This window comes from Synechococcus sp. PH41509, assembly GCF_020514285.1.
Lineage (GTDB): Bacteria > Cyanobacteriota > Cyanobacteriia > PCC-6307 > Cyanobiaceae > Parasynechococcus.
The window spans coordinates 186,084-207,640 of the sequence record NZ_VTLD01000024.1; the positions used below are offsets into that span (position 1 = coordinate 186,084).

Genomic DNA, 21,557 nt, shown 5'->3' on the forward strand with positions numbered 1-21,557 from the left:
CTTCCTTCAAATCTCAAACACGGTCCCCAGAAGCATGGCGGGATGGGTGGACTCTCCTGCTGTGCTGCGTTCGAGTTGAACCGCCATGACGCAATGGGCAAGGAATCGAACTGCCGATAGAACAGCCAGGCCAATGCACAGGGGGCAGTGCGTGATGCTCAAGACGAAGACCTGCTGAAGGTGATTGACCTATCCCAAAGCAGAAGCGTGGAAGCGCCACCATCTCTTCAACAAGCGTCACGCAAAAGAGTGCAGGCAGCAAAGCAGTCCATAGGTCTTAAAGCCGAAGCGGGGCATCAGACCTCAGCCGCTTCTGAATGCTGAACGCGTTTCGAGCTGATCTCGCCAGGGCTTGTCATGCCTGGCAGGGGGGTCGCCACAGAGTCTGACCTGCTTCACGACGAGAGGGTGGCTGTTAAAGTCGATGTTTATTGCTCTCTTTCGGGGAACGGATGAGTCAGGTCACAGTCGGCGAGAACGAAGGTATTGAATCCGCGTTGCGTCGCTTCAAACGCTCCGTCGCCAAAGCCGGCATCTTTTCTGATCTGCGTCGGATCCGTCACCACGAAACCCCCGTTGAGAAGTACAAGCGCAAGCTGAAGCAACGCTCCCGCAACCGCCGGCGCTGATCCGGCAACGTCGATTCGACGAACGGGCCCAAGGGCCCGTTTTTTATGTGCCATCAATTGGCCATAACAGACACCGCCGAGGGAACCGGTTTCACCAGAAACGTCCAGTGCTTGTGTACTGCTTGAACAGCACGTCTCCTAATGGCGGGATGTCACGGTACGTCTCTGTTTTCGCCAGAATTAATCAACGCTTTAGACCGACAAAAACCACCCGATGGTGTTGTTCAACCCATTTTGTCCCATCAGTGCAGCAAAAATTGCCGGCCTGAAGGCCACCATCGTCTTGCTGTTGGTGTTGCTGATGAAGTCAAAACTGCTTCGAATCAAAATGTCTCTTCTGGGCTCTTTTCTGGGATTCGCCATTTTGGTGGGCTTCCTGTTGAGCGCTGGATTTTTGACAGTGATCAGCGGCGGAGCCATTGCCTACGCCGCCCTGCAGAACCGGAGCAACTGAGTCATGCGCAACAGTCTTCCCTTCTTCAGTGGTCTTGCTCTGGCAACACTCGGTGTTTCAGGCCTGGCCGGCGGAGGTTTGCTTTGGAATTTTCAGGGTCGCACTTTTGGGCTTGGCAGCACCGTGACATCGTTGGTGCTTTTGGGGATCAGCTTTGTATTGCTGCGACCTGAACCACGAGTCCTACCCGTTGCATCCAGCGAAGACACCCAGCCGCTCAAAGTCAAAGCACCTCAGGCGTCAATCCTCGGCTTGATCCTCGCCACCATCGGAACCCTCGGCATGGCTGGTTCGGGGCTGCTTTGGAACTTTCAGAGCCTGGCGTTTGGACTCACTGGCACCTTGACTGCCGCAGTCGCTCTTCTGCTGAGTCTTGTCTTTCTCTGGCCCCTCGGTTCAACCAAATTGACCAGACAACGTGACACCTCATCTGTTGCAAGCAGGGCGATCAAGGTGGAAGCGGTTTCGCAAAACCCAATACCCACACCAACCACTGCTGAAGCCATTGCTGAAGTGTTGGCGGCTGAACAGAAAGAGAATCCAGAACCGACACTCGTGAATTACGCCCCCCTGCATCTTCTTCCCGGACAACGATTGTCAGCACGTGCCAGACGTGGAGGAAGTTCTCTTGGTCGTTACCGGTCGATGGCTAAAGACCTTTTCCGGAGCTGACGTCTCTCCAGATATTACGGAGCTGTCGATGCCATGGCGTGATGTTGACGTCACGGCGTTGCTTGCTCTTAAAGGTTCCATCGATACTGAATCCAGCTTCTTCCATCTCCCGTCGGAGACGACGGGAAATTGGGATAAGCAAAATTGAAATAATTAACGCTGCTAGTAATAGAAAAGGAAGTAGTGAAAGCAGCCAAATGGTGCTCACCAGTGTGATCGTTGCGGCGAGAACGGTTTTCAGCCAACGAGGCATGTTTGGTCCCCGTTGGCCAGGCAGTTGTTTCATGATTCAGGGTGTTCACTCAGTTCATAAAAAATTCTCTGAAGCTCACGGCGAAAAGCCGTGGTACTGAGTGGTTCACCTAAGCGTCTGCGACGACTTCGTCGCAACATGACCCCAATCCAACTGATCTGCAGTGCAATCAGCAGAGAGGAGATAATCAGAAAAGGAGTAGCGAAATCATTCCACTCCATCTGTTCTCAATAACTTGATTGAGGCAGAGTGAAGCCGGACTGCATATGTCCAAAATCCAGCAGGACGTAGGTCAGCCAGATCAATACTGCTGCAACACCAGCGCCAGCAGCAACCTTGGCCAATGAACGACCAATCATTTCCAACAGACTGACCTCTTTCATCGCGTTGAACCAACTCTTTTGATTCTGACGCGTCTTCACCCCAAACCGTAGCCAGCCAACAAAAAAGCCCCGCAAGGCGGGGCTTGGTCAAAGGATCAACCGGGGATGTTCAGCGTCCGACCACTGCTTCTTCAAGAACACCGTTCTTGGAAAAGCTTTCATTGGGCTCAGCAGAAAACTCCATGTCTGGCTCAAGACGTCGAGCGATGAGCTCATCAATGGAGAACACACCAGGTCCGCAGGCCAACACTGCAACAGCTGCGGCGAAGTACAGCCCAAGAAGCTCGAGAAGATAGATGTTGAAACCGGCTGTGACGATGGCGTGATAGATGGCGACGGAGATGGTTCCAGCAACCGCCAATGCACCCATCCGTGTCAACAACCCTGTGATTAGCAACCAGCTTCCGATCACCTCCGAGAACGCCGCGACGTAGGAGAGCAGGATCGGGAAGGGCAGATGCAACGGACGAACGAATGCATCGGCAAAATTCTCGATATTGGCGAGCTTCTCGTAGCCGTGGTGAATCAGCAGAGCCCCTGTGAACACACGGAGGACAAGCAGACCAAGGTCGCCTGCAATGGGACGGGAAAGAATGGTGCGAATCACTGCAGAGCCAGTCGACTACACACAACTTAAATAAGTTGTGTGTCCCAGTGCGGGCCCGCGCCGAAGAGAACCCCTTGGTGAGTACTTCTACTCAGCTCGCCTGGACGGCTCAGTCGTCGTAAACCAAGCACTCGGGTTCATCGGGATTCTGCTCGCAGAACAGCTCCAGGGGAGATGGGTCATGGGGGTCATCGGGAAACTCCTTTTTGTGGTCCAACAACCACTGCAGCTCTTCAGTGAGATGACGCACCTTGCCGTCGTTGTGATCAGACAGGGCCTTGAGGAACTCCTCTTGGTCCTTCTGAATGTGCTCGTCAATTGTTTTCATGACTCGAACCGTCATCTAGCTGACATTGGGTTGTTAGCGAAGACGACCCATTCCCATCAGTCGGTAGATCTACCTTTGTGGTCGAAAGCACACAACAGACCGTCCGTAGACCGCATCACGTCCTGTGACATCGCTGTAGCCATCTGTCGCTCTGCCAAGGAAAGTCAGGAAGGCTGATCATCAAGTACATGCCGTTTTCCGATCGCAGTGTTCTGACAGGACTTCTTGTCTTTGCCATAGGAATTGTGCTGGGCATCGGGATTGGTTCGGCTAGTGCCGTATCGGCCCTGACCCAGGGTGCACCCGATGTGCTCCAGACATGGTCGGGTGTTGTGGCACTCCCCTGAGGGCTTGACTTGGCATCAATTCCTCCCTATCAGAGGCGGAGATCGGGTGAGCCGCGCGATGCTGTCACATGACCGAATGATTTTCAGTCGTAACAAAAGTCCGATGCGGCAATTCTTTAGTCGACTGCAACGCATTCTGTTTGGCTAATCAGCGCGTTCCGACACTGATATTGCCAACACCGATCAAATGCTCTAAACGCGCTGTGAGCTTCAATTCAGTGCGATCAAAGACATCCTGATTGCCAGATACGTAGGCAAGTTCTTCTGTGGTGATCACCTGGTGAGTCACAGCATCAAGGTAAATCTGAACCAGGGACATCCTGAACGTCTCCACTCGAGGGTCATCCTGGCAACACTGGAGTGCAAACGGCGAATCGAGCCGCGAACGACAGAACTATGGATCGGCAGACCATTCAGAACCTGATCAAGCAATGCAGCGTGGGGCTGTTTGATCTGGCCTGTGCCGTCAGCGGACATCCAAGCTGGGATCTGAACCTGCCTGTCGGAGTGATCGATGCAAGACGCACCAAACCGAAACTGATCGTGAGTGCAATCGGCACGATCAACTCGACGTTGAAGGCCTCATCCACCATTGCTCACCCTTTGATGGTGCAGCTGTTCGAGCGTTTTGAGGACGTGGGCTTGGAACAAGCTCTCACCGAAATGAAGAACGGAGAGGAGGGAGAGGCTTTCGCAGAGGTTTGGCAGGCTTACAGGGATGAACGCCGTAGCGGTGATGCCCCAATGTGGAGCATCGAGGACGCCACGGCCTTCGTCGTGCAATCTCGTGAGGCCCACGCTGATAGGGAAGTGGCCTGCGTCGCTGTTCTCCCTGGGGAGCCCCATCGCATCATCACGTTTTCGGTGCCTATTGCCTTCCTGACACGAGATTGAACAGGCCTATGGCGGTGCGACAAGCCAAGCAGGCATGAGTGTTTCCGAACTGCTAACCCAAATAGCCCTCTTGGGGATTGCCATTGGAGCCAATGGCCTATCAGCGCTAGCGGGCGGTGGCGCTGGACTGGTTCAACTCCCAGCGCTCATCCTTCTTGGTCTTCCATTTGCCATGGCACTGGCCACTCACAAGGTTGCCAGCGTTGCTCTGGGGCTCGGGGCAACGGGGCGTCACTGGCGAGCCAGCAGCCTTGACCTGAATCGCTCTGCAGTGGTGCTCGGTGCCGGTTTACCGGGGGTCTGTTTGGGCGCCAGCATGGTTCTTGCCCTGCCAGATCAAGCGGCTACCGCGAGCCTTGGTCTGCTGACGCTGGGGCTGGGGGTTTACTCCGCACGGAAGCCAGATCTGGGAACGATGGACGAGCCCCGCCCCCTGACGGCCAGCACCGTTGGAGTCGGAGCCTGTGGTCTCTTCATTATTGGAATCCTCAACGGTTCACTGACCTCGGGGACAGGTTTGTTTGTCACCCTGTGGCTGGTGCGCTGGTTCGGACTCAGCTACGCGAGAGCCGTAGCCCACACGCTGGTTTTGGTGGGATTGGGATGGAACGGGATGGGAGCCCTGGTGCTGGGTTTGAGCGGAGAAATCCGCTGGGACTGGCTACCAGCACTGGTTCTCGGGTCGTTCATCGGAGGCTTTCTGGGCGCCCACTACTCCCTGGTGAAAGGAAGTCGTCTGGTCAAACGATCTTTCGAAATCTTGGCGCTGCTTATGGGGGGATCTCTTCTAATCCGCTGTCTCTGAATCGGAGCCCTCAAGGAAACGCCCAGAGAATCGCGTTGCCAGTACCACCGTTGCAGCCCCGTAGGCAATGAACGTCACCGCCTGACCAGCACTGGCTGTTTCATAAACCTCACCCGTCAGCAGCATCCAGTCCATCAGGGACGCCACAGTTCCCCAAATCACCACCCAGACCGACACATAAGCAACGCCGCGAAAGGTCCGATCCACAAGCCCAGGGATTAATCCTCGCAACGCTAAGGGAAGCTGGTTGAACAAGGAGGGCCGCCGGCTCCCGTAATGTCGGTGATTGATCCGATTGAGGGGATGCCGAAGAAACGCCGCAAGCTCAACAAGGACATGGAAGCGGAAATGGCCGCTGCCAAGCGAAAGATTGAGCTAGTGGGCGCGCTGATCAACGACATCCGGAATGAGGACATCCAGGCTGAGTACCTCGGCGCCTTCACGCAGATCCGAAGCGCCGTGGTGAATCTCATCGCTAAGTACACCACCGACGGATTCTGCGAAGAAACAGAAGGCCTGCTCGCGCTTTACAAGGGCCTGATCCAGCAATTTGAAGAGGAGTACGAGCTCTGAAGAGGAGATCAAGTTGGTCGTCATGGGAACAGGCACTGACAGAGCACACCGTTTAAGGTCATCGACCTTTGTTCCAAGCCATGGCTCTTCGCCAGAACGACCCGCAGGTGTCACCACTGCGGCTGAAGATCACAGTTTTGATCGCCGGCTTCGGGCCACTGCTCGCCGTCGGCCTCTGGCTGCAGTCCAAAGGTTTTTTCAACTGACGCCATGCGCCGTTTTCTCGCCACCGCTGGACTGCTGACCCTCGGCATGCTCCCCAGCCTGAGCTGGGCCGAAACCGTCACGTTGACCCTGCGCAACGGCGACAAAATTCACGGCACGTTGATTGAGCGGAATTCGGAGGATGGAACCACCGTGCTCAACCACCCCCAGCTGGGGCGGTTGGAACTCACCGCAGAGCAACTCCAACCGGCCGAACCCAAGCCGCTCTGGACGAGCTCTGTGTCCGCGGGTCTCATCGGCAATGAGAAGGACGGCGACAGCTCCATGTCGATCAGCTTCACCGGTAAAACCCGCTACAGAGATGAACAACAGAAGCTGTCTTTGAGTGGCAGTTTCAACGCGAGCAAGTCGAAGGATTCGGGGGAGGCACTCTCCATCGATACGGAGAAGGGATCCGCGGAACTCCGATACGACAAACCCATAGGATCCAACCTCGATTTGTTTGCTCTGAGCAATTACCAGTACAACGGCACCAATGATTCCGGGGTGAACACCGTTCTGGGAAACATCGGTGTGGCCTTTCCACTAATGAAGTCAGAATCAACTGATTTCACAGTGTCCATCGGTCCTTCGGTGCAGTGGAGCGGAGGAGGCATCACCTGTGCCAGCGACACGTTTTGCGGCAACACCTACGGCGGCGCAACGCTCACCGCAGATCTCAGCTGGAAACCATGGTCAACGCTGAAGTTCGGACTTCAAAACCAGTTCACAACGGTCTGGGCGAACGAGATTCAACCAGGCAACATCCTTACCGCTGAGGTGCGTTATTACCCCGCCCTGAACAGCAAGTTGTTCACAACATTGCGGGTCCAATCGATTTACCAAAGCATGAGCACCCCACAGGTGAACAACACCATCACAGCTCAGGTGGGCGCCGACTTCTGATGACAACACCACCCATGCTTCAACCCCCGCTAGACGCAGCACAGATCCGTGCCCTGTTCACCAAGCCCTACGGAACACCCGGCCCCACAGCTGCGCAATGGAAGGCTGTTTACGCCGACGACGTTCACTTCACCGATCCAACCCAGGAACGGCAGGGAATTGACGCTTACATCCTTGCCCAGGAAGGTCTGATGCAGCGCTGTGATGACGTTTTCCTGGAAACAGAAACGGTGGTGGTAAACGGAGAAACTGCCTTCGTTGAATGGCGCATGGGCCTAAAAATAAAAGGAATTGAGTTCATCTATCCCGGTGCAACCCGACTCAGCTTCAATCCAGATGGAAAAATCGGGGATCATCGTGATTATTTTGATTTCGTCGGTCCCACATTCGCTCCTGTACCTGTGATTGGTGGGCTGGTGCGATGGCTGTACAAACGGTTCGTTGCCTGAACCAGCACAGCAGGGGCATCTGTTGATCGGTCCCCCCGGCAGTGGAAAGTCAACCCTCGCCGGGATCCTCGCTCCGTTGCTCCGCGCAAGGGTGATCTCCAACGACGCTCTGAGGAAACAGCTTTGGGGGGACGCAAACGTTCAGGGTCCCTGGCCTGAACTCGAGCCCCTCCTCCATGAAGCCATCGACAGCGCCCTGGCTGCTGGCGAGCACGTGCTTTTGGATGCCACCCATGCGCAACTCAGCTGGCGCCAACGGTTGATGCACAGAGACCTAGGGGTGAGGCGCCTGAAGTGGATCGGCTGGTGGCTACAGACACCGGTGGACCGCTGTCTTGCCTGGAACCGATCCCGTGAACGAATGGTCCCGGAACAGGTGATTCATGCGATGCACCGAACGCTGAACAGCCGTGCTGACAGACCCGATAAGAGGGAGGGATTTTCAAGCTTGATTCGCCTCAATCCCGCCAGGTCAGACCACAACGAACAGATCAATCGAGCACTTCAAATCATTCTTGGCCATGAAGAAAGGTAAGCAGGTCATGCACCCCCCTTTGAGTCCCATCAACGTGATTGGAACAGCATCAGTGCCATGACTCTCGGAGAACTGTTTCTGGAAGCCATGTCCACCGGCGTGATCACCAACGGTGAAATGGCGTGGGTGACCGACCGACAAGATCAATTCACGCGAACCGAGGAAGCCGTAGCGCAGCGACTCGGCCGACTCATCGACGAAGGCACGATTCAGCTGGGTTGCCGCATGCCGGTTGCCTGAGCAAGGGCAGTGCCCTAATGACGCGCATTTCCTGCCGCTACACCGGCGACCTGCACTGCTCAGCAGAACATGGGCCCTCAGGCGTGGCATTGCACACCGATGCACCGCCTGATCACGACGGACGTGGTGAAAGCTTTTCACCAACAGATTTGTTGGCCACCGCTCTTGGCACCTGCATCTTGACCGTGATGGGAATCACGGCCAAACGCCGAAATTGGACGGTTACTGATGCAGAAGCATCGGTGGAAAAAATCATGAGCCAATCGGGGCCCCGCAGGATCGAGACACTTCGGGTCAGCATCACCCTGCCGAAAGGTTTGTTAGATGAGCAGGTTCAGTTGTTCAAGCGTGTTGTGAATGACTGCCCTGTGAAACGCAATCTTGAGCAATCCATGACGATTAATGTGATCTGGTGCTGATCATCCGCATCGATGCAAAGACGGGTTTAGTGCGGAGATAAGAAGAGCAAGAGGAGGAATCGTGAGACTTCACTTCATACCGATTCATGTCTTCCGAGAAACTCCATCGGTGACCTTCTTTGATGCTGGGGTCCCAGGGAGCAATGGCACCGACGTGGTCGCCCACCATGGCGCCGCCACGTCACCCCCCGATCAAGACGGTTCAGAGCGGTACTACGTACACCGTCATCAGGTGGACAACAACCTGGTGTTGGAAGGGGCTCGGAGCTTCACGCTGCTGATTCCAGCCTGGGACCACCCCCATCACATCATTCATTTGATCCGCGCGATGGGTGCTCTCCAAATCCCGATCGGGACCTACCACCCCTCAGCTTCCAGTCACGAGGGCAGCCTGGTTATGAGCCAATCCATGCGTGATCGCGAATTTGATTACAGAACGGAATTCATCCCCATACGACTTCAAGCACAAGAGGATCTCCGGAAAGCAAAAGCAACGGTTCCATGGATCTGGAGCTGGGAAGATGAGCACATCTGCAGAGATCACGGATCTCAGTGATGGTGCTTCCGTCGTCGTGAATGACGACGAATGCGCTTCACCAATCGGTCGCTGATGGCGTTATCCGCCGCACACTCGAGCTGATTCCAGCGCCATCCCAGCAAAGACAGCAATAAGACGATTGCAATTGCGATCAACCAACCCACGGCTACAGCTCAGAGTGAACGCTCAGAGACAAAGACTGCTGGTCCAGAGTTCCTCCTCGTCACCGAGATGTGTCCGAACGCAGGTGGTCACGCACTCACCGTCATCAACCGAGCAGGTGGTGATGCACTCAAGGCATGCCTCAACAGAATCCCAGGTTCCAGCCTGCTGTTGCTCCATGACGCTCTTAACCACTGAAGGAGTTGTAAGTCGCCGATGGATCTCTGTCACAGCTTGCATGAAGACGAGTGAAGGAGGCGGGTTTTAGCGCTGGCCGTCCTGATCGAGGCTGAATTCCAGCAATGCTGCCGTGAGCAAGGTCTTCATCGCCTGCAGTGCCTCCTGCTCCCTTGGATCCGGCCCCCCAGGCCATTTCTCGAGATGAAAGCTCACCGAGCGATGGAGAAGGCGAACAGCCTCGAGATCCAGATCGAACTGGAGCGTGGCGCGGGACTCACTCATATCCACATTCTCCCTAACGCCGGCTCACCATGGCCAGATCGTTGACAGCGAGAAACCTAGGGAGTAGTACACAGTTACTACACTCATGGCTATGCAGTCCTTGAACGTACCCCTAGCTGGGACTTGGCCACCGATGGGCGCAGGGCAGCTACGGCCCAGCCGATCCCTCATGGTGTGCCTCACCTGCCAGCACTTTCAGCACACCCTTGCCGAGGCAGGAGTCACTCAGCCAGCCTGCGCACGCCATCAACAACTGCTCCCCCAGGGAGCACACCTTGATCACCGCTGCCACCAGTGGATGCAGCGACTGGAGAAGGAGATCGGCTGGTGCCCTGAGGGAGCCTGATTCGCTTCAAATCCTGCACCACAAACAAAAGCCCCCTCGTGAGAGGGGGCTTTCCGATTCAGTTGATCTGAATCGTTTGGTCTGTTCCAGAAGGAACAGGTTGATTCCAGATCAACCGATGGCAGGAGCCTGCAGAGCCACAGGAGTGGACTCAACAGCAGCCAGGTCGAGGGGGAAGTTGTGAGCATTACGCTCGTGCATCACTTCCATGCCGAGGCCGGCACGATTGATCATGTCGGCCCAGGTGTTCAGGACGCGGCCCTGACTATCCAGGATGGACTGGTTGAAGTTGAAACCGTTCAGGTTGAAGGCCATGGTTGACACGCCCATGGACGTGAACCAGATGCCGACAACAGGCCAGGCAGCCAGGAAGAAGTGAAGGCTACGGCTGTTGTTGAAGGAGGCGTATTGGAAGATCAGGCGACCGAAGTAACCGTGGGCAGCCACGATGTTGTAGGTCTCTTCCTCTTGGCCAAACTTGTAGCCGTAGTTCTGGGACTCGCTCTCGGTGGTTTCACGCACCAGGGAGGAGGTCACCAGAGAGCCGTGCATGGCGGAGAACAAGCTGCCGCCGAAGACACCTGCGACGCCCAACATGTGGAAGGGGTGCATCAGGATGTTGTGCTCGGCCTGGAACACCAACATGTAGTTGAAGGTGCCAGAGATGCCCAGGGGCATGCCGTCAGAGAAGGAGCCCTGACCGAAGGGGTAGACCAGGAAAACGGCCATCGCGGCAGACAGCGGAGCGCTGTAGGCGACGCAGATCCAGGGGCGCATGCCCAGGCGGTAGGAGAGTTCCCACTGACGCCCCATGTAGGCGGAAATGCCGATGAGGAAGTGGAAGCACACCAACTGATATGGGCCGCCGTTGTACAACCACTCATCGAGGGAAGCAGCTTCCCAGATGGGGTAGAAGTGCAGGCCAATGGCGTTTGAAGAAGGAACAACAGCACCGGAGATGATGTTGTTGCCGTAGATCAGAGAGCCAGCGACAGGCTCACGGATGCCATCGATATCGACAGGGGGTGCTGCGATAAACGCAATGGTGAAGCAGATGGTGGCCGCCAAGAGGCAGGGAATCATCAGTACGCCGAACCAACCCACGTAAATGCGGTTGTTGGTGTCGGTAACCCACTGACAAAAGGCTTCCCAATTGCTCTGGCGTCCGCTGCGAATTGCGGTGGACATAGAAGAAAAGAAGACGAATGAACCTCTCCCCAAAAAAAGGGGATAGGTGGACCAAGCCTATGGACGGAACCTTCCGTTACATGAGATCGAAACAATCAGAATCAGGTCTCAAACAATCTTCATTAAGCACTTCATGAAGCACTTCATGAAGTTGCATGAAGCAGCCAATCGCGTGATTGCTGAACGAAGCCGTTCCAGTTCAGCCGCTCCTGCTCAGCGGCCCGGGCCACGATCAACGGGGCCTGCTGCTTCAACGCCACCAGATCCAGCTCATCCACACCCGCGTTAACCGCCAGCCAATCCGCCATGGAACGTCCCACCACGCGGGTGAGATAGGCCGCACTAAGGGCTTGCATCGCTCCAGCGATGAGCCAGCTCCCCCCATCCAACTTGGCCAGACCCAGCAAGGTTTGTCCGGTCCACTCCACCACGCCCTGGGCCAGCGCCACACGCGCCAGCTGCGCCGCCGCTTCCCGGAGCACATCTGGCTGCAGCGACGTTCCCCAGATCTCTCCCATCTCCTTGATCATCAATCCGTTGGCCACCGCGACGGCAAGAAGATCAAAGCTGGGGACGGGGGATGCCAACACAGAACCGGCAACCACCCATTGGGTGCGTTGCTGGATCTGCAGAAAGCGCTCACGCCGAAGCGACTCCAAGTCGAGCTGCCAGCGCCGGTGAAGATCAGCCAGAAGGCGCGGCCGCGTCTCGGAAGCCGCCTGTTTCAGCAAACGGCGCAAAGGCCCCAAAGCAGCCCGAAGCGACATCGACGGATCCTGAACCAGAATTCGCTCACGCCAACGATCGGGGAGATCATCAACGAGAGCAGAGATGGCATCAGGAGACGATTCCTGACCCTCGGGAGTCACAAGCAGCCAGGCGGGTTGATCGTCCGGCAACTGCTGAAGCCAAAGCAGGTCTGAGGCCAGCAATGGAGTGCCCAGGGTGAACAAAATCAGGTCCTGATCCAGCAGACCGCGGGGCCAACAGCGGCTGCCGTCGTCCGTGATCAAGGGATGGCAGAACGACAGGCTCAAAGACACCGAGCCTGCAAGAGATCGGCTGAGGTCGTCTTCGTTTGGTCCCTGAGGCACCCCTAGGGCGACCATGGCCATACGCACAGGACCACAGCGGTCCACCACCAGCTTCAATTCAGCGCGTCGAGCTAGATCAGCGGATGGTTGTTGCTCAAAACGTGCGAACTGATCCAGCACCTCCTGACACCGAGCAATCCATCCATCCAGAGACACCGGTGCTGCGAACCGCGGTTTGCTGGGCTTGCGGCCGAGCCAGATCACCACGCCACCAGCAGCCAGGAGGCCCAGTCCTCCGCCAGGAACATGCATGACATCACTGATCAGCCAGTGTCCAGCAAGCAGCCCAGCTCCAGCCACAGCCAGCGGCCGCAGCAGCGACGTTGGTGGCATCACCAGATCTGGCAATGAAGCCGGAAATTTCAACCGAGAGCGTGATGTAGCAGTGGCCCTTCTTAGCTCAACCCAACTCCTGACACCAGGACTTCAGGTCAACGGGAAGACTTCTCCATAACTTAGGGAGTAGACGGGTTCAGCCATGACACACAGTCATCCCAACCCGATGGTCGACAACCGCAAGGGGGTGCGCAGGGTTCTCATGGTGGCTCTGGGCCTGAACATCACCATGTCGCTTCTGAAGCTTCTGGTGGGGGTCATGAGTGGATCCCTGGCGGTGATCGCGGATGCCATGCACAGCGCCACAGATGCCCTCTCCAGCCTCACGGGACTGGTCACGAACAAGCTCTCCGATCCACGGCCGGATCGCGATCATCCCTATGGACATCGCAAATACGAGGCGGTCGGAGCCCTCGGAATCGCAGGTTTCATCCTGTTCACAGCCATCGAAATCCTCCTGCGTTCAGGGGAGCGGCTCCTGGAGGGGTTGCCACCCATTCGTGTCACGGGCCAGGAGCTTGTACTGCTCACCCTTGTGCTGGGGTTCAATCTCCTGCTTGCAGGGTATGAGCTGCGGGAAGGTCGGCGACTCAACAGCAACCTGCTCAAGGCAGATGCCCAGCATGCAGCGAGTGACGTCTGGACCACCGTGGTGGTACTGGTGGGCATGGCAGGGGCGGTATGGCTGCAGGTGAGCTGGCTCGACGTTGCTTTGGCAATCCCCATGGCTCTGCTGCTGATCCGTGTCTGCTCGCAGGTGCTGCGCAGCACCTTGCCCTGGCTTGTCGACCACATGGCGATTGCCCCCGAGGCCATCTACGCCGAAGCGATGTCCACCGTCGGGGTGATGAACTGCCACGACATCGCCAGCCGCGGCGTGCCGGGTCAGCAGATCTTCATCGAAATGCATATGGTTGTCGATGCCGACGACCTCACCAAGGCGCACCAGATCACTGAGCAGGTGGAGGAGCGATTGGAGAAAACCTTCGGCCCGGTGCGTTGCACCATCCATCTGGAACCGAAGGACTACGTGGAGGACTGGATCACCTACACCGGTGCCCATGGCTGAAGCCGACACCGAAGTGGCGCCGCTCGCCGGGCTGACAGAGCGTCAACAGAGGGGCCTGATCGACGTACTCGATGAAGTCCGCCGCGCCGATGGCTGGTCTTGGCAACTGCCAGTTTTGCTGCAGGAACGCTGCTGGCTGAGGCTGTCCCGAACTCCCCTCACGGAGCTGCATCGCCTACTTCCCCCGGATGGGCGTGATGAAGCCCCGGAACTGGTGCATTACCGGCGCCTACTCCAGCAGGGGGTGGATCCACTCTTGGCACAGCAGAGCTGCTGGAATGACTTCGGCATGGAGGACTGCCAAAGAGCTCTCCGGGAGTATTGGAGCAGTCGGGACACGGCCATCCACGGATGGACTGCCCAGCGCTACCGACAATTGGTGAGCAGCTACCGCGAGCGGATCGAACGGGGGATCACGGCTGTTCCAATGCTGGTGCTCGCTCGAAAGAACAGCGTTGAATGCCACCAGCTGCTCTGGATCACCGAAAAAACCCCGGTGATGCGTCACACTTGCGCCTGATTCCAGGCCATGGGCCATGAGTGATTCCTACAGCGATCCCCAACATCAGGCGGGACAGGGAGACGGCGGCCGTGACGGCCAGCGCAGTCGTGGCAACCGTGCCGGCGGCCGCGAAGGCGGAGGCTTTCGCATTCGTCTGAGCGACAACGAAATGCGCTCCGCAAGGGCGCTACAGGAGGCCTTCAATCTCCGCTCCACCGTTGCCGTGCTTGGTTTCGCGGTCCGCAGCCTGGGGCAGATGTTGGAGGACGGCCAACTCGATGCCCTGATCGAGCAGCAACGCAATCAGCCCGCCAGGAGTGGCCGGCGCGATGGCGGTGGTCGTGATGGCGGTGGTCGTGATGGCGGTGGTCGTGATGGCGGTGGTCGCGGTCGCCGGTTCGACGACGAGCGCAGCAGCAGGGGTTCCCGTCCGAACCCGTTTGCTCGCCCTGCCAAACCCCAACCCGAAGCACAGGTTGAACCGGTAGCGGAAGCGGTGGTGGAGCCAGTAGTGGACTCGGAAGCGGCCCCAAGCGACGCCACCAGTTCGGCTCCCGTTGCGGATGGATCGGCCTTAGATGTGTCGACGGACGAGACCAAAACCGAAACGACCGAGGACTGATTGATGAACCGGCCAAGGGTTCTTTCCGGGGTGCAACCGACAGGGGCACTGCACCTCGGCAATTGGCTGGGTGCCATCCGCAACTGGGTTGACCTGCAGGAGAGCCACGACACCTTCGTCTGTGTGGTTGATCTCCACGCCATCACCGTTCCCCATGACCCCAGCCGTCTGGCTGAGGACACCCGCTCCACGGCTGCGCTCTACCTGGCCTGCGGCATGGACCCCAAGCGCTGCTCGGTGTTTGTGCAGAGCCAGGTGGCAGCCCACAGTGAACTCTGCTGGCTGCTGAATTGCGTCACACCGCTCAATTGGCTGGAACGGATGATCCAGTTCAAGGAAAAGGCGGTGAAGCAAGGGGACAACGTGTCCGTGGGTTTACTGGACTACCCGGTACTGATGGCCGCCGACATCCTTCTCTACGACGCTGACCTTGTGCCCGTCGGTGAAGACCAAAAGCAGCACTTAGAACTGGCGCGTGACATCGCTCAGCAGCGCATCAATGCCCGCTTCGGCGACCAGGAAAAGCCTGTGCTCAAGGTTCCGAAACCGCTGATCCTCAAGGAGGGCGCTCGGGTCATGAGCCTGACTGATGGTCGCAGCAAGATGAGCAAGAGCGATCCGAATGAGGGGAGTCGCATCACGCTGCTGGACCCGCCAGAGCTGATCACCAAAAAGATCAAACGGGCCAAAACAGATCCGCTGCGGGGACTTGAATTCAGCAACCCGGATCGACCGGAAACAGACAACCTCTTAGGGCTTTACGCGATCCTCAGCGGCAAGGGACGGGAGCAGGCTGCCAGCGAATGCGCCGAGATGGGATGGGGGCAGTTCAAACCGATGCTGGCCGAAGCCACAGTGAACGCCCTGGAGCCCATCCAGGTGCGCTATCGCGAGCTGATGAACGACCCCGCGGAGCTCGACCAAGTGCTGAGCACGGGACGCAAGAAAGCAGAAATCGTGGCCAACGCCACGCTGGAACGGGTTCGAGAGGCCCTGGGCTTTGCCCGACGAGCCTGATCGCCATCAAAGGCAACCATCAGCCGCTCTTATCAATACAAGAGATCCGGCCTCGCCCCATACCCCAAGAGATTTGCCAGAAACAATCGCAGCGACAGCAATGAGTCTCGGAAGACTCTCAGGACACCCTCACTTGCATTACACAGCTCAATCACCATGTCAACCCCTCAGAGACCGATCTCGCGCGGAGGCATCCTGGGCCAGCACTGTGACCGTCCACCTGATTGCCCTGCGTGCGTCTTCTTTTTTCTGCGTCCAACAAAAGCTCTCGTTGGAGCCGACCTCTGGTCGGTGCAGCGCTGACCGCAGGAATGGTTCTTTGCGCAGGAGCATCACAGCCCCCCCAAAGCCCCCAAGATCTCCAGACAGATATTGGCCCCAGCAGTCGCGCCTCCCTGTCTTCAGGTAACGAGGGAGGCCGCTACGAGTTGACGCCTGAGCGACGCGCATTGCTCAACACCATCCGCTATGCCGAAGGCACCTGGAAAGACGGTGAAGACAAGGGCTACCAAATCATGTACGGGGGAGGTCAGTTCCAGGACCTCTCCCGTCATCCCGAGCGGGTGATCGTGAAGCGCTACACCAGCGCCGCTGCGGGTGCCTATCAGTTCCTGCCCAAGACCTGGAAAGGTGTGGCCCAGGAACTCAGGCTGTCCAGCTTCGAACCCAGGCACCAGGATCAGGCTGCACTGCATCTCGCGGAGCGACGGGGTGCTCTGGATGAGATTGATCGGCAGGGTCTTACCAAGGACGCCATGGCAAAGCTGGCACCCGAATGGGCATCCTTCCCAACCAAAGCCGGCCACTCCGCCTATGGGCAACCGGTGAAGAGTCATCAGGAGCTGGCAAGCTTTTACAGCAGCAACCTGCGCGAGCTGAGAAGTCAGCTGGGTGCCTGAGGAGAACGGGAGGAACCCAGCTTCGCGGCCAAAGCCCATACCTCAGTGACCAAACCGTGCCACGGTTTCATGACCTCCATGGAAACGGCCATGGGCTGTGTTGAGGCAGCCACGAGAGCTCGTGTGGCAACAATCGCCTTCTTGCCGTCCTGCAGTCGCCCCTCAATGCTCTGACGCTCCTGGGGCGACATCACCGCATCCGGACAGGCCTGAAGAAGCTCCTCCCCGCGCTGAAACCAGTGCTCGAAGTCATCGAGGAGGGAAGCCAGCAGCTCATCCAGCAGAGCACCAGCCTCCCGATTAATTGACTCGCCCACGTGATGGCCTCGGGTCTCGCCCATAGGATGGCGGGCCTCGTACCTGAACCGGTGAGCAGCGCTGCAGCAACCACCCCAGCACCCTCAGCACCAGTGGTTCTGCCCAAGACCAGCGAAAGCGATCAACTGCTCAAAATCCGCCACTCGATGAGCCACGTGATGGCCATGGCTGTGCAGCAGCTGTTCCCCAAGGCACGCGTCACCATCGGCCCTTGGACCGAAACCGGGTTTTATTACGACTTCGACAATCCCGATCCCTTCACAGAGGCCGATCTGAAGGCCATCAAGAAAGGGATGATCAAGATCATCAACAAGAAGCTGCCCCTTGAACGGGTTGAGGTGAGCCGCGGCGAGGCCGAAGCAAAAATCAAGGCCCAGAACGAGCCCTACAAGCTGGAGATCCTTGAAGGCCTCCAGGAGCCCATCACCCTCTACACCTTGGGTGAGGCCTGGTGGGACCTCTGCGCAGGACCTCACGTGGACCACACTGGGCAGCTCAACGCCAAGGCCTTTGAGCTGGAAAGCGTGGCAGGCGCCTACTGGCGTGGTGATGAAACCAAAGCGCAGCTGCAGCGCATCTACGGCACAGCCTGGGAAACCCCCGAACAACTGGCGGAGCACAAACGCCGCAAGGAAGAAGCACTGCGCCGGGATCACCGACGCATCGGCAAAGACCTCGACCTCTTCTCCATCGAGGATGAGGCCGGTGCCGGCCTCGTGTTCTGGCACCCCCGCGGCGCCCGCATGCGCCTGCTGATCGAGGACTTCTGGCGTCAGGCCCACTTCGAGGGCGGATACGAGCTCCTCTACACACCCCACGTGGCCGACATCAGCCTCTGGAAGACCTCAGGCCACCTCGACTTCTACGCCGAGAGCATGTTTGGTCCGATGGAGGTGGACGAACGGGAATACCAGCTCAAGCCAATGAACTGCCCGTTCCACGTGCTCACCTATGCCAGCAAGCTGCACAGCTATCGGGAACTGCCGATTCGCTGGGCAGAACTCGGCACCGTGTATCGCTACGAGCGACCGGGTGTGATGCACGGCCTGATGCGCGTGCGCGGCTTCACCCAGGACGATGCCCACGTGTTCTGCCTGCCCGAACAGATCAGCGACGAGATTCTGAAAATCCTCGATCTCACCGAGCGCATCCTCTCCACCTTCGATTTCAACAACTACGAAATCAACCTCTCCACCCGACCGGAGAAGTCCATCGGAGATGACGACGTCTGGGACCTCGCCACCAAGGGACTAATCGAGGCCCTGGAGCGCAAGGGTTGGGCCTACAAGATCGATGAGGGTGGCGGCGCTTTCTATGGCCCGAAGATCGATCTCAAGATCGAAGACGCCATCGGACGGATGTGGCAGTGCTCGACCATCCAGCTGGATTTCAACCTGCCGGAACGTTTCAAGCTCGACTACATCGCCGCCGATGGCAGCAAGCAGCGGCCGATCATGATCCACCGCGCCATTTTCGGCTCGCTGGAGCGCTTCTTCGGAATCATGTCCGAAAACTATGCCGGCGATTACCCGTTCTGGCTGGCCCCTGAGCAGGTGCGACTGCTGCCTGTCACCGACGAAGTGCAGCCCTACGCCGAGCAGCTCCTGGACCAGCTCACCAAGGCCGGTGTTCGCGCCACGGTCGACCGCAGCGGCGACCGCCTCGGGAAATTGATTCGCACCGGAGAACAGATGAAGATCCCTGTTCTGGCCGTCATCGGTGCGAAGGAAGCGCAGCAGAGCGCTGTGAGCCTGCGCAGCCGACGGGATGGCGATCTCGGGGTCACAGCGGTGGCCGACCTGCTCAGAGCTGCCCAGATGGCCAACGGCCAACGCGCGGCAGGTCTGGAGCTGAATTGATGACGGAGTCTCCTGTGCACAACCTGGCCGATCTCGCGCGTTTGCGGGGAGCACCGGATCTGCTTGCTCAGACCAGGAATCAGCTCCGCCAGGAGCTCGACCAGGCGATGGCCACCGCCCATTGGTTCACCATTGGAGTGATGGCCCCCTCCATGGATCAGGCCCTCGCAGCGTTGCGCAGCCTGGAGCTACGCCAACAGTGGGACCCCATGGAGCTTGTCGACAGCCCTGAGGGACAAGGGCCTGTGTTTTTAAAAGCCAACCAGCGAGGCGGCACGATCCGGATTCGGATCGAGCACGGCCTCGGCGAGGGAATTCTGATCAGTGGACACGGTGACGACGAAACCACCCCAAGCACCACCTGGGGACCACTTCCACTGGACTTCTTCTCCTGACCAACCCACGCTGGTAGAAGACGCTGCGGCTTCGTATGGCCACCCCCACACTCCTTGCAGGGGATATGGGAGGCACCAAGACCCTTCTTGCTCTTTACGAGAGTGACGCGAGTCAGCTTCGCCTGCTGCATCAGCAGCGCTTCCGCTCCGGGGAATGGTCTTCTCTCGAGCCCATGCTTGCCAGCTTCCTCAACGATCGCCCAGCCGATCTTGCTGCTCCTGAGCATGCCTGCATCGCCGTCGCAGGTCCGGTACGCCACAGAGAAGCCCGGATCACAAATCTGCCCTGGCGACTCCGGGAGGCCGACCTGGCTCATGCGGCGGGATTGGAACGTCTCGAGCTGGTCAACGACTTCGGCGTGCTGATTTACGGGCTGCCCCACTTCGACGACAGTCAGCAGGTGATCCTTCAAAACGGTGAACAGGATCATGGCCCCCTGGCAATTCTTGGTGCCGGCACCGGTCTTGGAATGGCACGGGGACTTCAGACGGAACAGGGCTTGGTGGCCTTGGCAAGCGAAGGCGGGCACCGCGAGTTCGCCCCGCGCAATGAAGCGGAATGGGATCTGGCCTGTTGGCTCAAAAAGGATCTCGGCGTCAGCAGGCTGTCGATCGAGCGCATTGTGAGTGGCACAGGCCTCGGGCATGTGGCCCACTGGCTGCTTCAAAAACCCGATGCCGGAATGCACCCCCTGCGCAGCATTGCCGAAGCCTGGCGACGCAACAGCCCCAACGATCTTCCCGCTCAGGTGAGCCTCGCCGCTGAAGAAGGTGACCCTTTGATGCAGCGCGCCTTGCAGTTATGGCTGGAGGCCTATGGATCAGCAGCAGGTGATCTCGCCCTGCAGGAACTCTGCACAGGAGGCCTCTGGGTCGGTGGTGGCACAGCAGCAAAACAATTAAAAGGACTGCGATCCGCAAACTTTCTCAACCCGATGCGCGACAAAGGACGGTTCAGCGAGCTGATTGAAGGGCTGCAGGTCACGGCCGTGATCGATCCCGATGCCGGACTGTTCAGTGCCGCATGCCGCGCACAGATGCTGGCGGAGTCAGGTGGGACACTGGCCTGAGTAGAGGATCAGCGATGTCGCAGCCGCGCATCGGTCAAAAAGTGGTCGTTGACGTCCCGGCAACCACAGCCAATCTCGGACCAGGCTTTGATTGCCTCGGTGCAGCCCTTGATCTGAACAACCGATTCGCGATGCGGCGGATCGAAGGCGGCGGTGAACGATTTGAGTTGATTATTGAAGGTTCGGAGGGCAGCCACCTCCGCGGTGGGCCAGAGAATCTCGTCTACAGAGCGGCGCAACGCGTATGGAAAGCGGCTGGGCTTGAACCCGTTGCACTGGAAGCACGGGTGCGCCTTGCGGTCCCACCGGCACGGGGACTGGGCAGCAGTGCCACGGCGATTGTGGCCGGATTAATGGGGGCTAATGCCCTCGTGGGTGAACCCCTCTCGAAGGAGAAGCTGCTGGAACTGGCCATTGATATTGAAGGGCACCCAGACAACGTTGTGCCTTCGCTACTGGGGGGGCTGTGCATGACCGCCAAGGCTGCATCCCAGCGCTGGCGGGTGGTGCGTTGCGAATGGACAGCTGGAGTGAAGGCGGTTGTTGCGATTCCATCGATTCGCCTCAGCACCAGCGAAGCCCGCAGGGCCATGCCCAAGGCCATCCCCGTTGGCGATGCGGTGGTGAACTTGGGTGCCCTGACGTTGCTGCTGCAGGGTCTGCGCACCGGCAATGGTGACCTGATTTCTGACGGCATGCATGATCGTCTGCACGAGCCTTATCGCTGGCGTTTGATCAAAGGCGGTGACCAGGTGAAAGAGGCAGCGATGGAGGCTGGAGCCTGGGGATGCGCCATCAGCGGTGCGGGGCCAAGCGTCCTGGCACTCTGCTCGGAAGACAAAGGCCCAGGCGTGAGCCGCGCCATGGTCAAAGCGTGGGAAGCGGCGGGAGTCGCCAGCCGTGCACCGGTGCTGAATCTTCAGACCTCAGGCAGCCACTGGCAACCTGCGGAAGATGAGTAGATCCACCTAAAACGAGGGTT

36 protein-coding genes are annotated in these 21,557 nt (G+C 58.2%); 24 read left to right on the forward strand and 12 right to left on the reverse strand.

What is annotated here, in order from left to right; translation table 11 throughout:
* Positions 1–6: 6 nt before the first annotated feature.
* Complete coding sequence (locus tag FZZ88_RS09235; RefSeq protein ID WP_166016653.1) at positions 7–162, reverse strand: hypothetical protein; 156 nt, start codon at positions 160–162, stop codon at positions 7–9.
* A 290-nt stretch (positions 163–452) separates the two neighbouring features.
* Between FZZ88_RS09235 and rpsU the strand changes: the two genes are divergently transcribed.
* The 3 genes from rpsU (at position 453) to FZZ88_RS09250 (ending at position 1,755) form a co-directional block, all read left to right on the forward strand.
* The gene (gene rpsU, locus FZZ88_RS09240; RefSeq protein WP_009790002.1) at positions 453–629 is read left to right on the forward strand and encodes a 30S ribosomal protein S21; all 177 of its coding nucleotides are present in this window, start codon (positions 453–455) and stop codon (positions 627–629) included.
* A 214-nt stretch (positions 630–843) separates the two neighbouring features.
* Positions 844–1,083 (forward strand): hypothetical protein, encoded by a 240-nt coding sequence (locus FZZ88_RS09245; protein WP_226423625.1) that lies wholly within the window; start codon positions 844–846, stop codon positions 1,081–1,083.
* Between the two features lie 3 nt (positions 1,084–1,086).
* On the forward strand, positions 1,087–1,755 hold the full coding sequence (locus FZZ88_RS09250; protein ID WP_166016655.1) for a hypothetical protein: 669 nt from the start codon (positions 1,087–1,089) through the stop codon (positions 1,753–1,755).
* Here the strand turns inward: FZZ88_RS09250 and FZZ88_RS09255 are convergent.
* From FZZ88_RS09255 to FZZ88_RS09270, 4 genes are all read right to left on the reverse strand, one after another.
* A complete protein-coding gene (locus FZZ88_RS09255) occupies positions 1,733–2,041 on the reverse strand; it encodes a hypothetical protein (protein WP_226423626.1) in 309 nt (102 codons plus the stop codon). The two genes, FZZ88_RS09250 and FZZ88_RS09255, sit on opposite strands and share 23 nt — an antisense overlap.
* Positions 2,042–2,235: 194 nt before the next feature.
* A complete protein-coding gene (locus tag FZZ88_RS09260; protein ID WP_166016483.1) occupies positions 2,236–2,466 on the reverse strand; it encodes a hypothetical protein in 231 nt (76 codons plus the stop codon).
* A gap of 34 nt (positions 2,467–2,500) precedes the next feature.
* Entirely contained in the window at positions 2,501–2,998 is a 498-nt protein-coding gene (locus FZZ88_RS09265; protein ID WP_166016656.1) for a DoxX family protein, read from the reverse strand.
* Between the two features lie 109 nt (positions 2,999–3,107).
* Entirely contained in the window at positions 3,108–3,326 is a 219-nt protein-coding gene (locus FZZ88_RS09270; RefSeq protein WP_115024259.1) for a CP12 domain-containing protein, read from the reverse strand.
* 188 nt (positions 3,327–3,514) lie between these two features.
* Here FZZ88_RS09270 and FZZ88_RS09275 point away from each other — a divergent pair, with 188 nt between their 5' ends.
* The gene (locus FZZ88_RS09275; RefSeq protein WP_166016657.1) at positions 3,515–3,673 is read left to right on the forward strand and encodes a hypothetical protein; all 159 of its coding nucleotides are present in this window, start codon (positions 3,515–3,517) and stop codon (positions 3,671–3,673) included.
* A gap of 148 nt (positions 3,674–3,821) precedes the next feature.
* Here FZZ88_RS09275 and FZZ88_RS09280 read toward each other — a convergent pair whose 3' ends face one another.
* Positions 3,822–3,992: a hypothetical protein gene (locus FZZ88_RS09280; RefSeq protein WP_166016658.1), complete on the reverse strand. Its 171-nt coding sequence runs from the start codon at positions 3,990–3,992 to the stop codon at positions 3,822–3,824.
* Between the two features lie 77 nt (positions 3,993–4,069).
* Between FZZ88_RS09280 and FZZ88_RS09285 the strand changes: the two genes are divergently transcribed.
* On the forward strand, positions 4,070–4,567 hold the full coding sequence (locus FZZ88_RS09285) for a hypothetical protein (RefSeq protein ID WP_166016659.1): 498 nt from the start codon (positions 4,070–4,072) through the stop codon (positions 4,565–4,567).
* 34 nt (positions 4,568–4,601) lie between these two features.
* Entirely contained in the window at positions 4,602–5,372 is a 771-nt protein-coding gene (locus FZZ88_RS09290) for a sulfite exporter TauE/SafE family protein (protein WP_166016660.1), read from the forward strand.
* Here the strand turns inward: FZZ88_RS09290 and FZZ88_RS09295 are convergent.
* Positions 5,355–5,579 (reverse strand): hypothetical protein, encoded by a 225-nt coding sequence (locus FZZ88_RS09295; protein ID WP_115023489.1) that lies wholly within the window; start codon positions 5,577–5,579, stop codon positions 5,355–5,357. The two genes, FZZ88_RS09290 and FZZ88_RS09295, sit on opposite strands and share 18 nt — an antisense overlap.
* Before the next feature lie 96 nt (positions 5,580–5,675).
* Here FZZ88_RS09295 and FZZ88_RS09300 point away from each other — a divergent pair, with 96 nt between their 5' ends.
* From FZZ88_RS09300 to FZZ88_RS09330, 8 genes are all read left to right on the forward strand, one after another.
* A complete protein-coding gene (locus FZZ88_RS09300) occupies positions 5,676–5,945 on the forward strand; it encodes a hypothetical protein (RefSeq protein ID WP_115024260.1) in 270 nt (89 codons plus the stop codon).
* Positions 5,946–6,025: 80 nt separating this feature from the next.
* Entirely contained in the window at positions 6,026–6,151 is a 126-nt protein-coding gene (locus FZZ88_RS12180; protein ID WP_255453056.1) for a hypothetical protein, read from the forward strand.
* A 4-nt stretch (positions 6,152–6,155) separates the two neighbouring features.
* Complete coding sequence (locus FZZ88_RS09305; protein ID WP_166016661.1) at positions 6,156–7,055, forward strand: DUF481 domain-containing protein; 900 nt, start codon at positions 6,156–6,158, stop codon at positions 7,053–7,055.
* Positions 7,056–7,069: 14 nt separating this feature from the next.
* Positions 7,070–7,504, forward strand: coding sequence for a nuclear transport factor 2 family protein (locus FZZ88_RS09310; RefSeq protein ID WP_166016662.1), 435 nt, complete (start codon positions 7,070–7,072; stop codon positions 7,502–7,504).
* On the forward strand, positions 7,497–8,039 hold the full coding sequence (locus FZZ88_RS09315; RefSeq protein WP_166016663.1) for an AAA family ATPase: 543 nt from the start codon (positions 7,497–7,499) through the stop codon (positions 8,037–8,039). The genes FZZ88_RS09310 and FZZ88_RS09315 overlap by 8 nt, the downstream gene beginning before the upstream one ends.
* 57 nt (positions 8,040–8,096) lie before the next feature.
* Positions 8,097–8,279 carry a hypothetical protein gene (locus FZZ88_RS09320; protein ID WP_115094193.1) on the forward strand — a complete coding sequence of 61 codons (183 nt, stop codon included), beginning with the start codon at positions 8,097–8,099 and terminating at the stop codon, positions 8,277–8,279.
* A gap of 17 nt (positions 8,280–8,296) precedes the next feature.
* Positions 8,297–8,698 carry an OsmC family protein gene (locus FZZ88_RS09325; protein WP_166016664.1) on the forward strand — a complete coding sequence of 134 codons (402 nt, stop codon included), beginning with the start codon at positions 8,297–8,299 and terminating at the stop codon, positions 8,696–8,698.
* Positions 8,699–8,807: 109 nt separating this feature from the next.
* Positions 8,808–9,254: a hemagglutinin gene (locus FZZ88_RS09330; RefSeq protein WP_370519991.1), complete on the forward strand. Its 447-nt coding sequence runs from the start codon at positions 8,808–8,810 to the stop codon at positions 9,252–9,254.
* Between the two features lie 168 nt (positions 9,255–9,422).
* On the opposite strand, the gene FZZ88_RS09335 is transcribed toward FZZ88_RS09330, so the two are convergent.
* Together FZZ88_RS09335 and FZZ88_RS09340 are read right to left on the reverse strand one after the other, a co-directional pair.
* Positions 9,423–9,638: a hypothetical protein gene (locus tag FZZ88_RS09335; RefSeq protein WP_226426185.1), complete on the reverse strand. Its 216-nt coding sequence runs from the start codon at positions 9,636–9,638 to the stop codon at positions 9,423–9,425.
* Positions 9,639–9,662: 24 nt separating this feature from the next.
* Positions 9,663–9,860 (reverse strand): hypothetical protein, encoded by a 198-nt coding sequence (locus tag FZZ88_RS09340; protein WP_166016667.1) that lies wholly within the window; start codon positions 9,858–9,860, stop codon positions 9,663–9,665.
* Positions 9,861–9,993: 133 nt separating this feature from the next.
* Between FZZ88_RS09340 and FZZ88_RS09345 the strand changes: the two genes are divergently transcribed.
* Positions 9,994–10,206, forward strand: coding sequence for a galactose oxidase (locus FZZ88_RS09345; RefSeq protein ID WP_226423627.1), 213 nt, complete (start codon positions 9,994–9,996; stop codon positions 10,204–10,206).
* A gap of 111 nt (positions 10,207–10,317) precedes the next feature.
* Here the strand turns inward: FZZ88_RS09345 and psbA are convergent, their stop codons facing one another.
* A complete protein-coding gene (gene psbA, locus FZZ88_RS09350) occupies positions 10,318–11,394 on the reverse strand; it encodes a photosystem II q(b) protein (protein WP_230332865.1) in 1,077 nt (358 codons plus the stop codon).
* A gap of 143 nt (positions 11,395–11,537) precedes the next feature.
* A complete protein-coding gene (locus FZZ88_RS09355) occupies positions 11,538–12,821 on the reverse strand; it encodes a YcjF family protein (protein WP_166016670.1) in 1,284 nt (427 codons plus the stop codon).
* Positions 12,822–12,990: 169 nt separating this feature from the next.
* On the opposite strand from FZZ88_RS09355, the gene FZZ88_RS09360 reads away from it, so the two are divergent.
* The 5 genes from FZZ88_RS09360 to FZZ88_RS09380 all read left to right on the forward strand — a co-directional run bounded on the left by FZZ88_RS09360 (position 12,991) and on the right by FZZ88_RS09380 (position 16,933).
* Positions 12,991–13,893 carry a cation diffusion facilitator family transporter gene (locus FZZ88_RS09360; RefSeq protein WP_166016923.1) on the forward strand — a complete coding sequence of 301 codons (903 nt, stop codon included), beginning with the start codon at positions 12,991–12,993 and terminating at the stop codon, positions 13,891–13,893.
* On the forward strand, positions 13,886–14,413 hold the full coding sequence (locus FZZ88_RS09365; RefSeq protein ID WP_166016671.1) for a hypothetical protein: 528 nt from the start codon (positions 13,886–13,888) through the stop codon (positions 14,411–14,413). Before FZZ88_RS09360 ends, FZZ88_RS09365 begins: the two co-directional genes overlap by 8 nt.
* A gap of 16 nt (positions 14,414–14,429) precedes the next feature.
* A complete protein-coding gene (locus tag FZZ88_RS09370) occupies positions 14,430–15,017 on the forward strand; it encodes a hypothetical protein (protein ID WP_166016672.1) in 588 nt (195 codons plus the stop codon).
* 3 nt (positions 15,018–15,020) lie between these two features.
* Positions 15,021–16,034 carry a tryptophan--tRNA ligase gene (gene trpS, locus FZZ88_RS09375; RefSeq protein ID WP_166016673.1) on the forward strand — a complete coding sequence of 338 codons (1,014 nt, stop codon included), beginning with the start codon at positions 15,021–15,023 and terminating at the stop codon, positions 16,032–16,034.
* 311 nt (positions 16,035–16,345) lie between these two features.
* Positions 16,346–16,933 (forward strand): glycoside hydrolase family 104 protein, encoded by a 588-nt coding sequence (locus tag FZZ88_RS09380; RefSeq protein WP_226423629.1) that lies wholly within the window; start codon positions 16,346–16,348, stop codon positions 16,931–16,933.
* Here the strand turns inward: FZZ88_RS09380 and FZZ88_RS09385 are convergent.
* On the reverse strand, positions 16,918–17,250 hold the full coding sequence (locus FZZ88_RS09385) for a DUF2605 family protein (protein ID WP_370629775.1): 333 nt from the start codon (positions 17,248–17,250) through the stop codon (positions 16,918–16,920). The genes FZZ88_RS09380 and FZZ88_RS09385 overlap by 16 nt on opposite strands.
* Positions 17,251–17,277: 27 nt before the next feature.
* Between FZZ88_RS09385 and thrS the strand changes: the two genes are divergently transcribed.
* Genes thrS through thrB form a run of 4 tightly spaced genes read left to right on the forward strand, consistent with a single transcriptional unit; the run spans position 17,278 to position 21,537 of the window.
* Positions 17,278–19,110 carry a threonine--tRNA ligase gene (gene thrS / locus FZZ88_RS09390; protein WP_166016925.1) on the forward strand — a complete coding sequence of 611 codons (1,833 nt, stop codon included), beginning with the start codon at positions 17,278–17,280 and terminating at the stop codon, positions 19,108–19,110.
* A complete protein-coding gene (locus FZZ88_RS09395; RefSeq protein ID WP_166016675.1) occupies positions 19,110–19,505 on the forward strand; it encodes a DUF1824 family protein in 396 nt (131 codons plus the stop codon). Before thrS ends, FZZ88_RS09395 begins: the two co-directional genes overlap by 1 nt.
* Positions 19,506–19,540: 35 nt before the next feature.
* The gene (locus tag FZZ88_RS09400) at positions 19,541–20,575 is read left to right on the forward strand and encodes a glucokinase (RefSeq protein ID WP_166016676.1); all 1,035 of its coding nucleotides are present in this window, start codon (positions 19,541–19,543) and stop codon (positions 20,573–20,575) included.
* A gap of 14 nt (positions 20,576–20,589) precedes the next feature.
* The gene (thrB, locus tag FZZ88_RS09405) at positions 20,590–21,537 is read left to right on the forward strand and encodes a homoserine kinase (protein ID WP_166016677.1); all 948 of its coding nucleotides are present in this window, start codon (positions 20,590–20,592) and stop codon (positions 21,535–21,537) included.
* The last annotated feature ends 20 nt before the right edge of the window (positions 21,538–21,557 follow it).

Excerpts from the sequence above, each read along its gene's own strand:
- FZZ88_RS09380 (WP_226423629.1), top strand. The coding sequence starts at position 16,346 with ATGGTTCTTTGCGCAGGAGCATCACAGCCCCCCCAAAGCCCCCAAGAT.
- FZZ88_RS09320 (WP_115094193.1), top strand. The coding sequence starts at position 8,097 with ATGACTCTCGGAGAACTGTTTCTGGAAGCCATGTCCACCGGCGTGATC.
- FZZ88_RS09245 (WP_226423625.1), top strand. The coding sequence starts at position 844 with ATGGTGTTGTTCAACCCATTTTGTCCCATCAGTGCAGCAAAAATTGCC.
- trpS (WP_166016673.1), top strand. The coding sequence starts at position 15,021 with ATGAACCGGCCAAGGGTTCTTTCCGGGGTGCAACCGACAGGGGCACTG.
- FZZ88_RS09340 (WP_166016667.1), bottom strand. The coding sequence starts at position 9,860 with ATGAGTGAGTCCCGCGCCACGCTCCAGTTCGATCTGGATCTCGAGGCT.
- FZZ88_RS09290 (WP_166016660.1), top strand. The coding sequence starts at position 4,602 with ATGAGTGTTTCCGAACTGCTAACCCAAATAGCCCTCTTGGGGATTGCC.
- rpsU (WP_009790002.1), top strand. The coding sequence starts at position 453 with ATGAGTCAGGTCACAGTCGGCGAGAACGAAGGTATTGAATCCGCGTTG.
- FZZ88_RS09285 (WP_166016659.1), top strand. The coding sequence starts at position 4,070 with ATGGATCGGCAGACCATTCAGAACCTGATCAAGCAATGCAGCGTGGGG.
- thrB (WP_166016677.1), top strand. The coding sequence starts at position 20,590 with ATGTCGCAGCCGCGCATCGGTCAAAAAGTGGTCGTTGACGTCCCGGCA.
- psbA (WP_230332865.1), bottom strand. The coding sequence starts at position 11,394 with ATGTCCACCGCAATTCGCAGCGGACGCCAGAGCAATTGGGAAGCCTTT.
- FZZ88_RS09335 (WP_226426185.1), bottom strand. The coding sequence starts at position 9,638 with ATGCAAGCTGTGACAGAGATCCATCGGCGACTTACAACTCCTTCAGTG.
- FZZ88_RS09280 (WP_166016658.1), bottom strand. The coding sequence starts at position 3,992 with ATGTCCCTGGTTCAGATTTACCTTGATGCTGTGACTCACCAGGTGATC.
- FZZ88_RS12180 (WP_255453056.1), top strand. The coding sequence starts at position 6,026 with ATGGCTCTTCGCCAGAACGACCCGCAGGTGTCACCACTGCGGCTGAAG.
- FZZ88_RS09255 (WP_226423626.1), bottom strand. The coding sequence starts at position 2,041 with ATGAAACAACTGCCTGGCCAACGGGGACCAAACATGCCTCGTTGGCTG.
- FZZ88_RS09370 (WP_166016672.1), top strand. The coding sequence starts at position 14,430 with ATGAGTGATTCCTACAGCGATCCCCAACATCAGGCGGGACAGGGAGAC.
- FZZ88_RS09395 (WP_166016675.1), top strand. The coding sequence starts at position 19,110 with ATGACGGAGTCTCCTGTGCACAACCTGGCCGATCTCGCGCGTTTGCGG.
- FZZ88_RS09270 (WP_115024259.1), bottom strand. The coding sequence starts at position 3,326 with ATGAAAACAATTGACGAGCACATTCAGAAGGACCAAGAGGAGTTCCTC.
- FZZ88_RS09275 (WP_166016657.1), top strand. The coding sequence starts at position 3,515 with ATGCCGTTTTCCGATCGCAGTGTTCTGACAGGACTTCTTGTCTTTGCC.
- thrS (WP_166016925.1), top strand. The coding sequence starts at position 17,278 with ATGGCGGGCCTCGTACCTGAACCGGTGAGCAGCGCTGCAGCAACCACC.
- FZZ88_RS09365 (WP_166016671.1), top strand. The coding sequence starts at position 13,886 with ATGGCTGAAGCCGACACCGAAGTGGCGCCGCTCGCCGGGCTGACAGAG.
- FZZ88_RS09250 (WP_166016655.1), top strand. The coding sequence starts at position 1,087 with ATGCGCAACAGTCTTCCCTTCTTCAGTGGTCTTGCTCTGGCAACACTC.
- FZZ88_RS09400 (WP_166016676.1), top strand. The coding sequence starts at position 19,541 with ATGGCCACCCCCACACTCCTTGCAGGGGATATGGGAGGCACCAAGACC.
- FZZ88_RS09305 (WP_166016661.1), top strand. The coding sequence starts at position 6,156 with ATGCGCCGTTTTCTCGCCACCGCTGGACTGCTGACCCTCGGCATGCTC.
- FZZ88_RS09355 (WP_166016670.1), bottom strand. The coding sequence starts at position 12,821 with ATGCCACCAACGTCGCTGCTGCGGCCGCTGGCTGTGGCTGGAGCTGGG.
- FZZ88_RS09325 (WP_166016664.1), top strand. The coding sequence starts at position 8,297 with ATGACGCGCATTTCCTGCCGCTACACCGGCGACCTGCACTGCTCAGCA.
- FZZ88_RS09310 (WP_166016662.1), top strand. The coding sequence starts at position 7,070 with ATGCTTCAACCCCCGCTAGACGCAGCACAGATCCGTGCCCTGTTCACC.
- FZZ88_RS09345 (WP_226423627.1), top strand. The coding sequence starts at position 9,994 with ATGGGCGCAGGGCAGCTACGGCCCAGCCGATCCCTCATGGTGTGCCTC.
- FZZ88_RS09360 (WP_166016923.1), top strand. The coding sequence starts at position 12,991 with ATGGTCGACAACCGCAAGGGGGTGCGCAGGGTTCTCATGGTGGCTCTG.
- FZZ88_RS09300 (WP_115024260.1), top strand. The coding sequence starts at position 5,676 with ATGCCGAAGAAACGCCGCAAGCTCAACAAGGACATGGAAGCGGAAATG.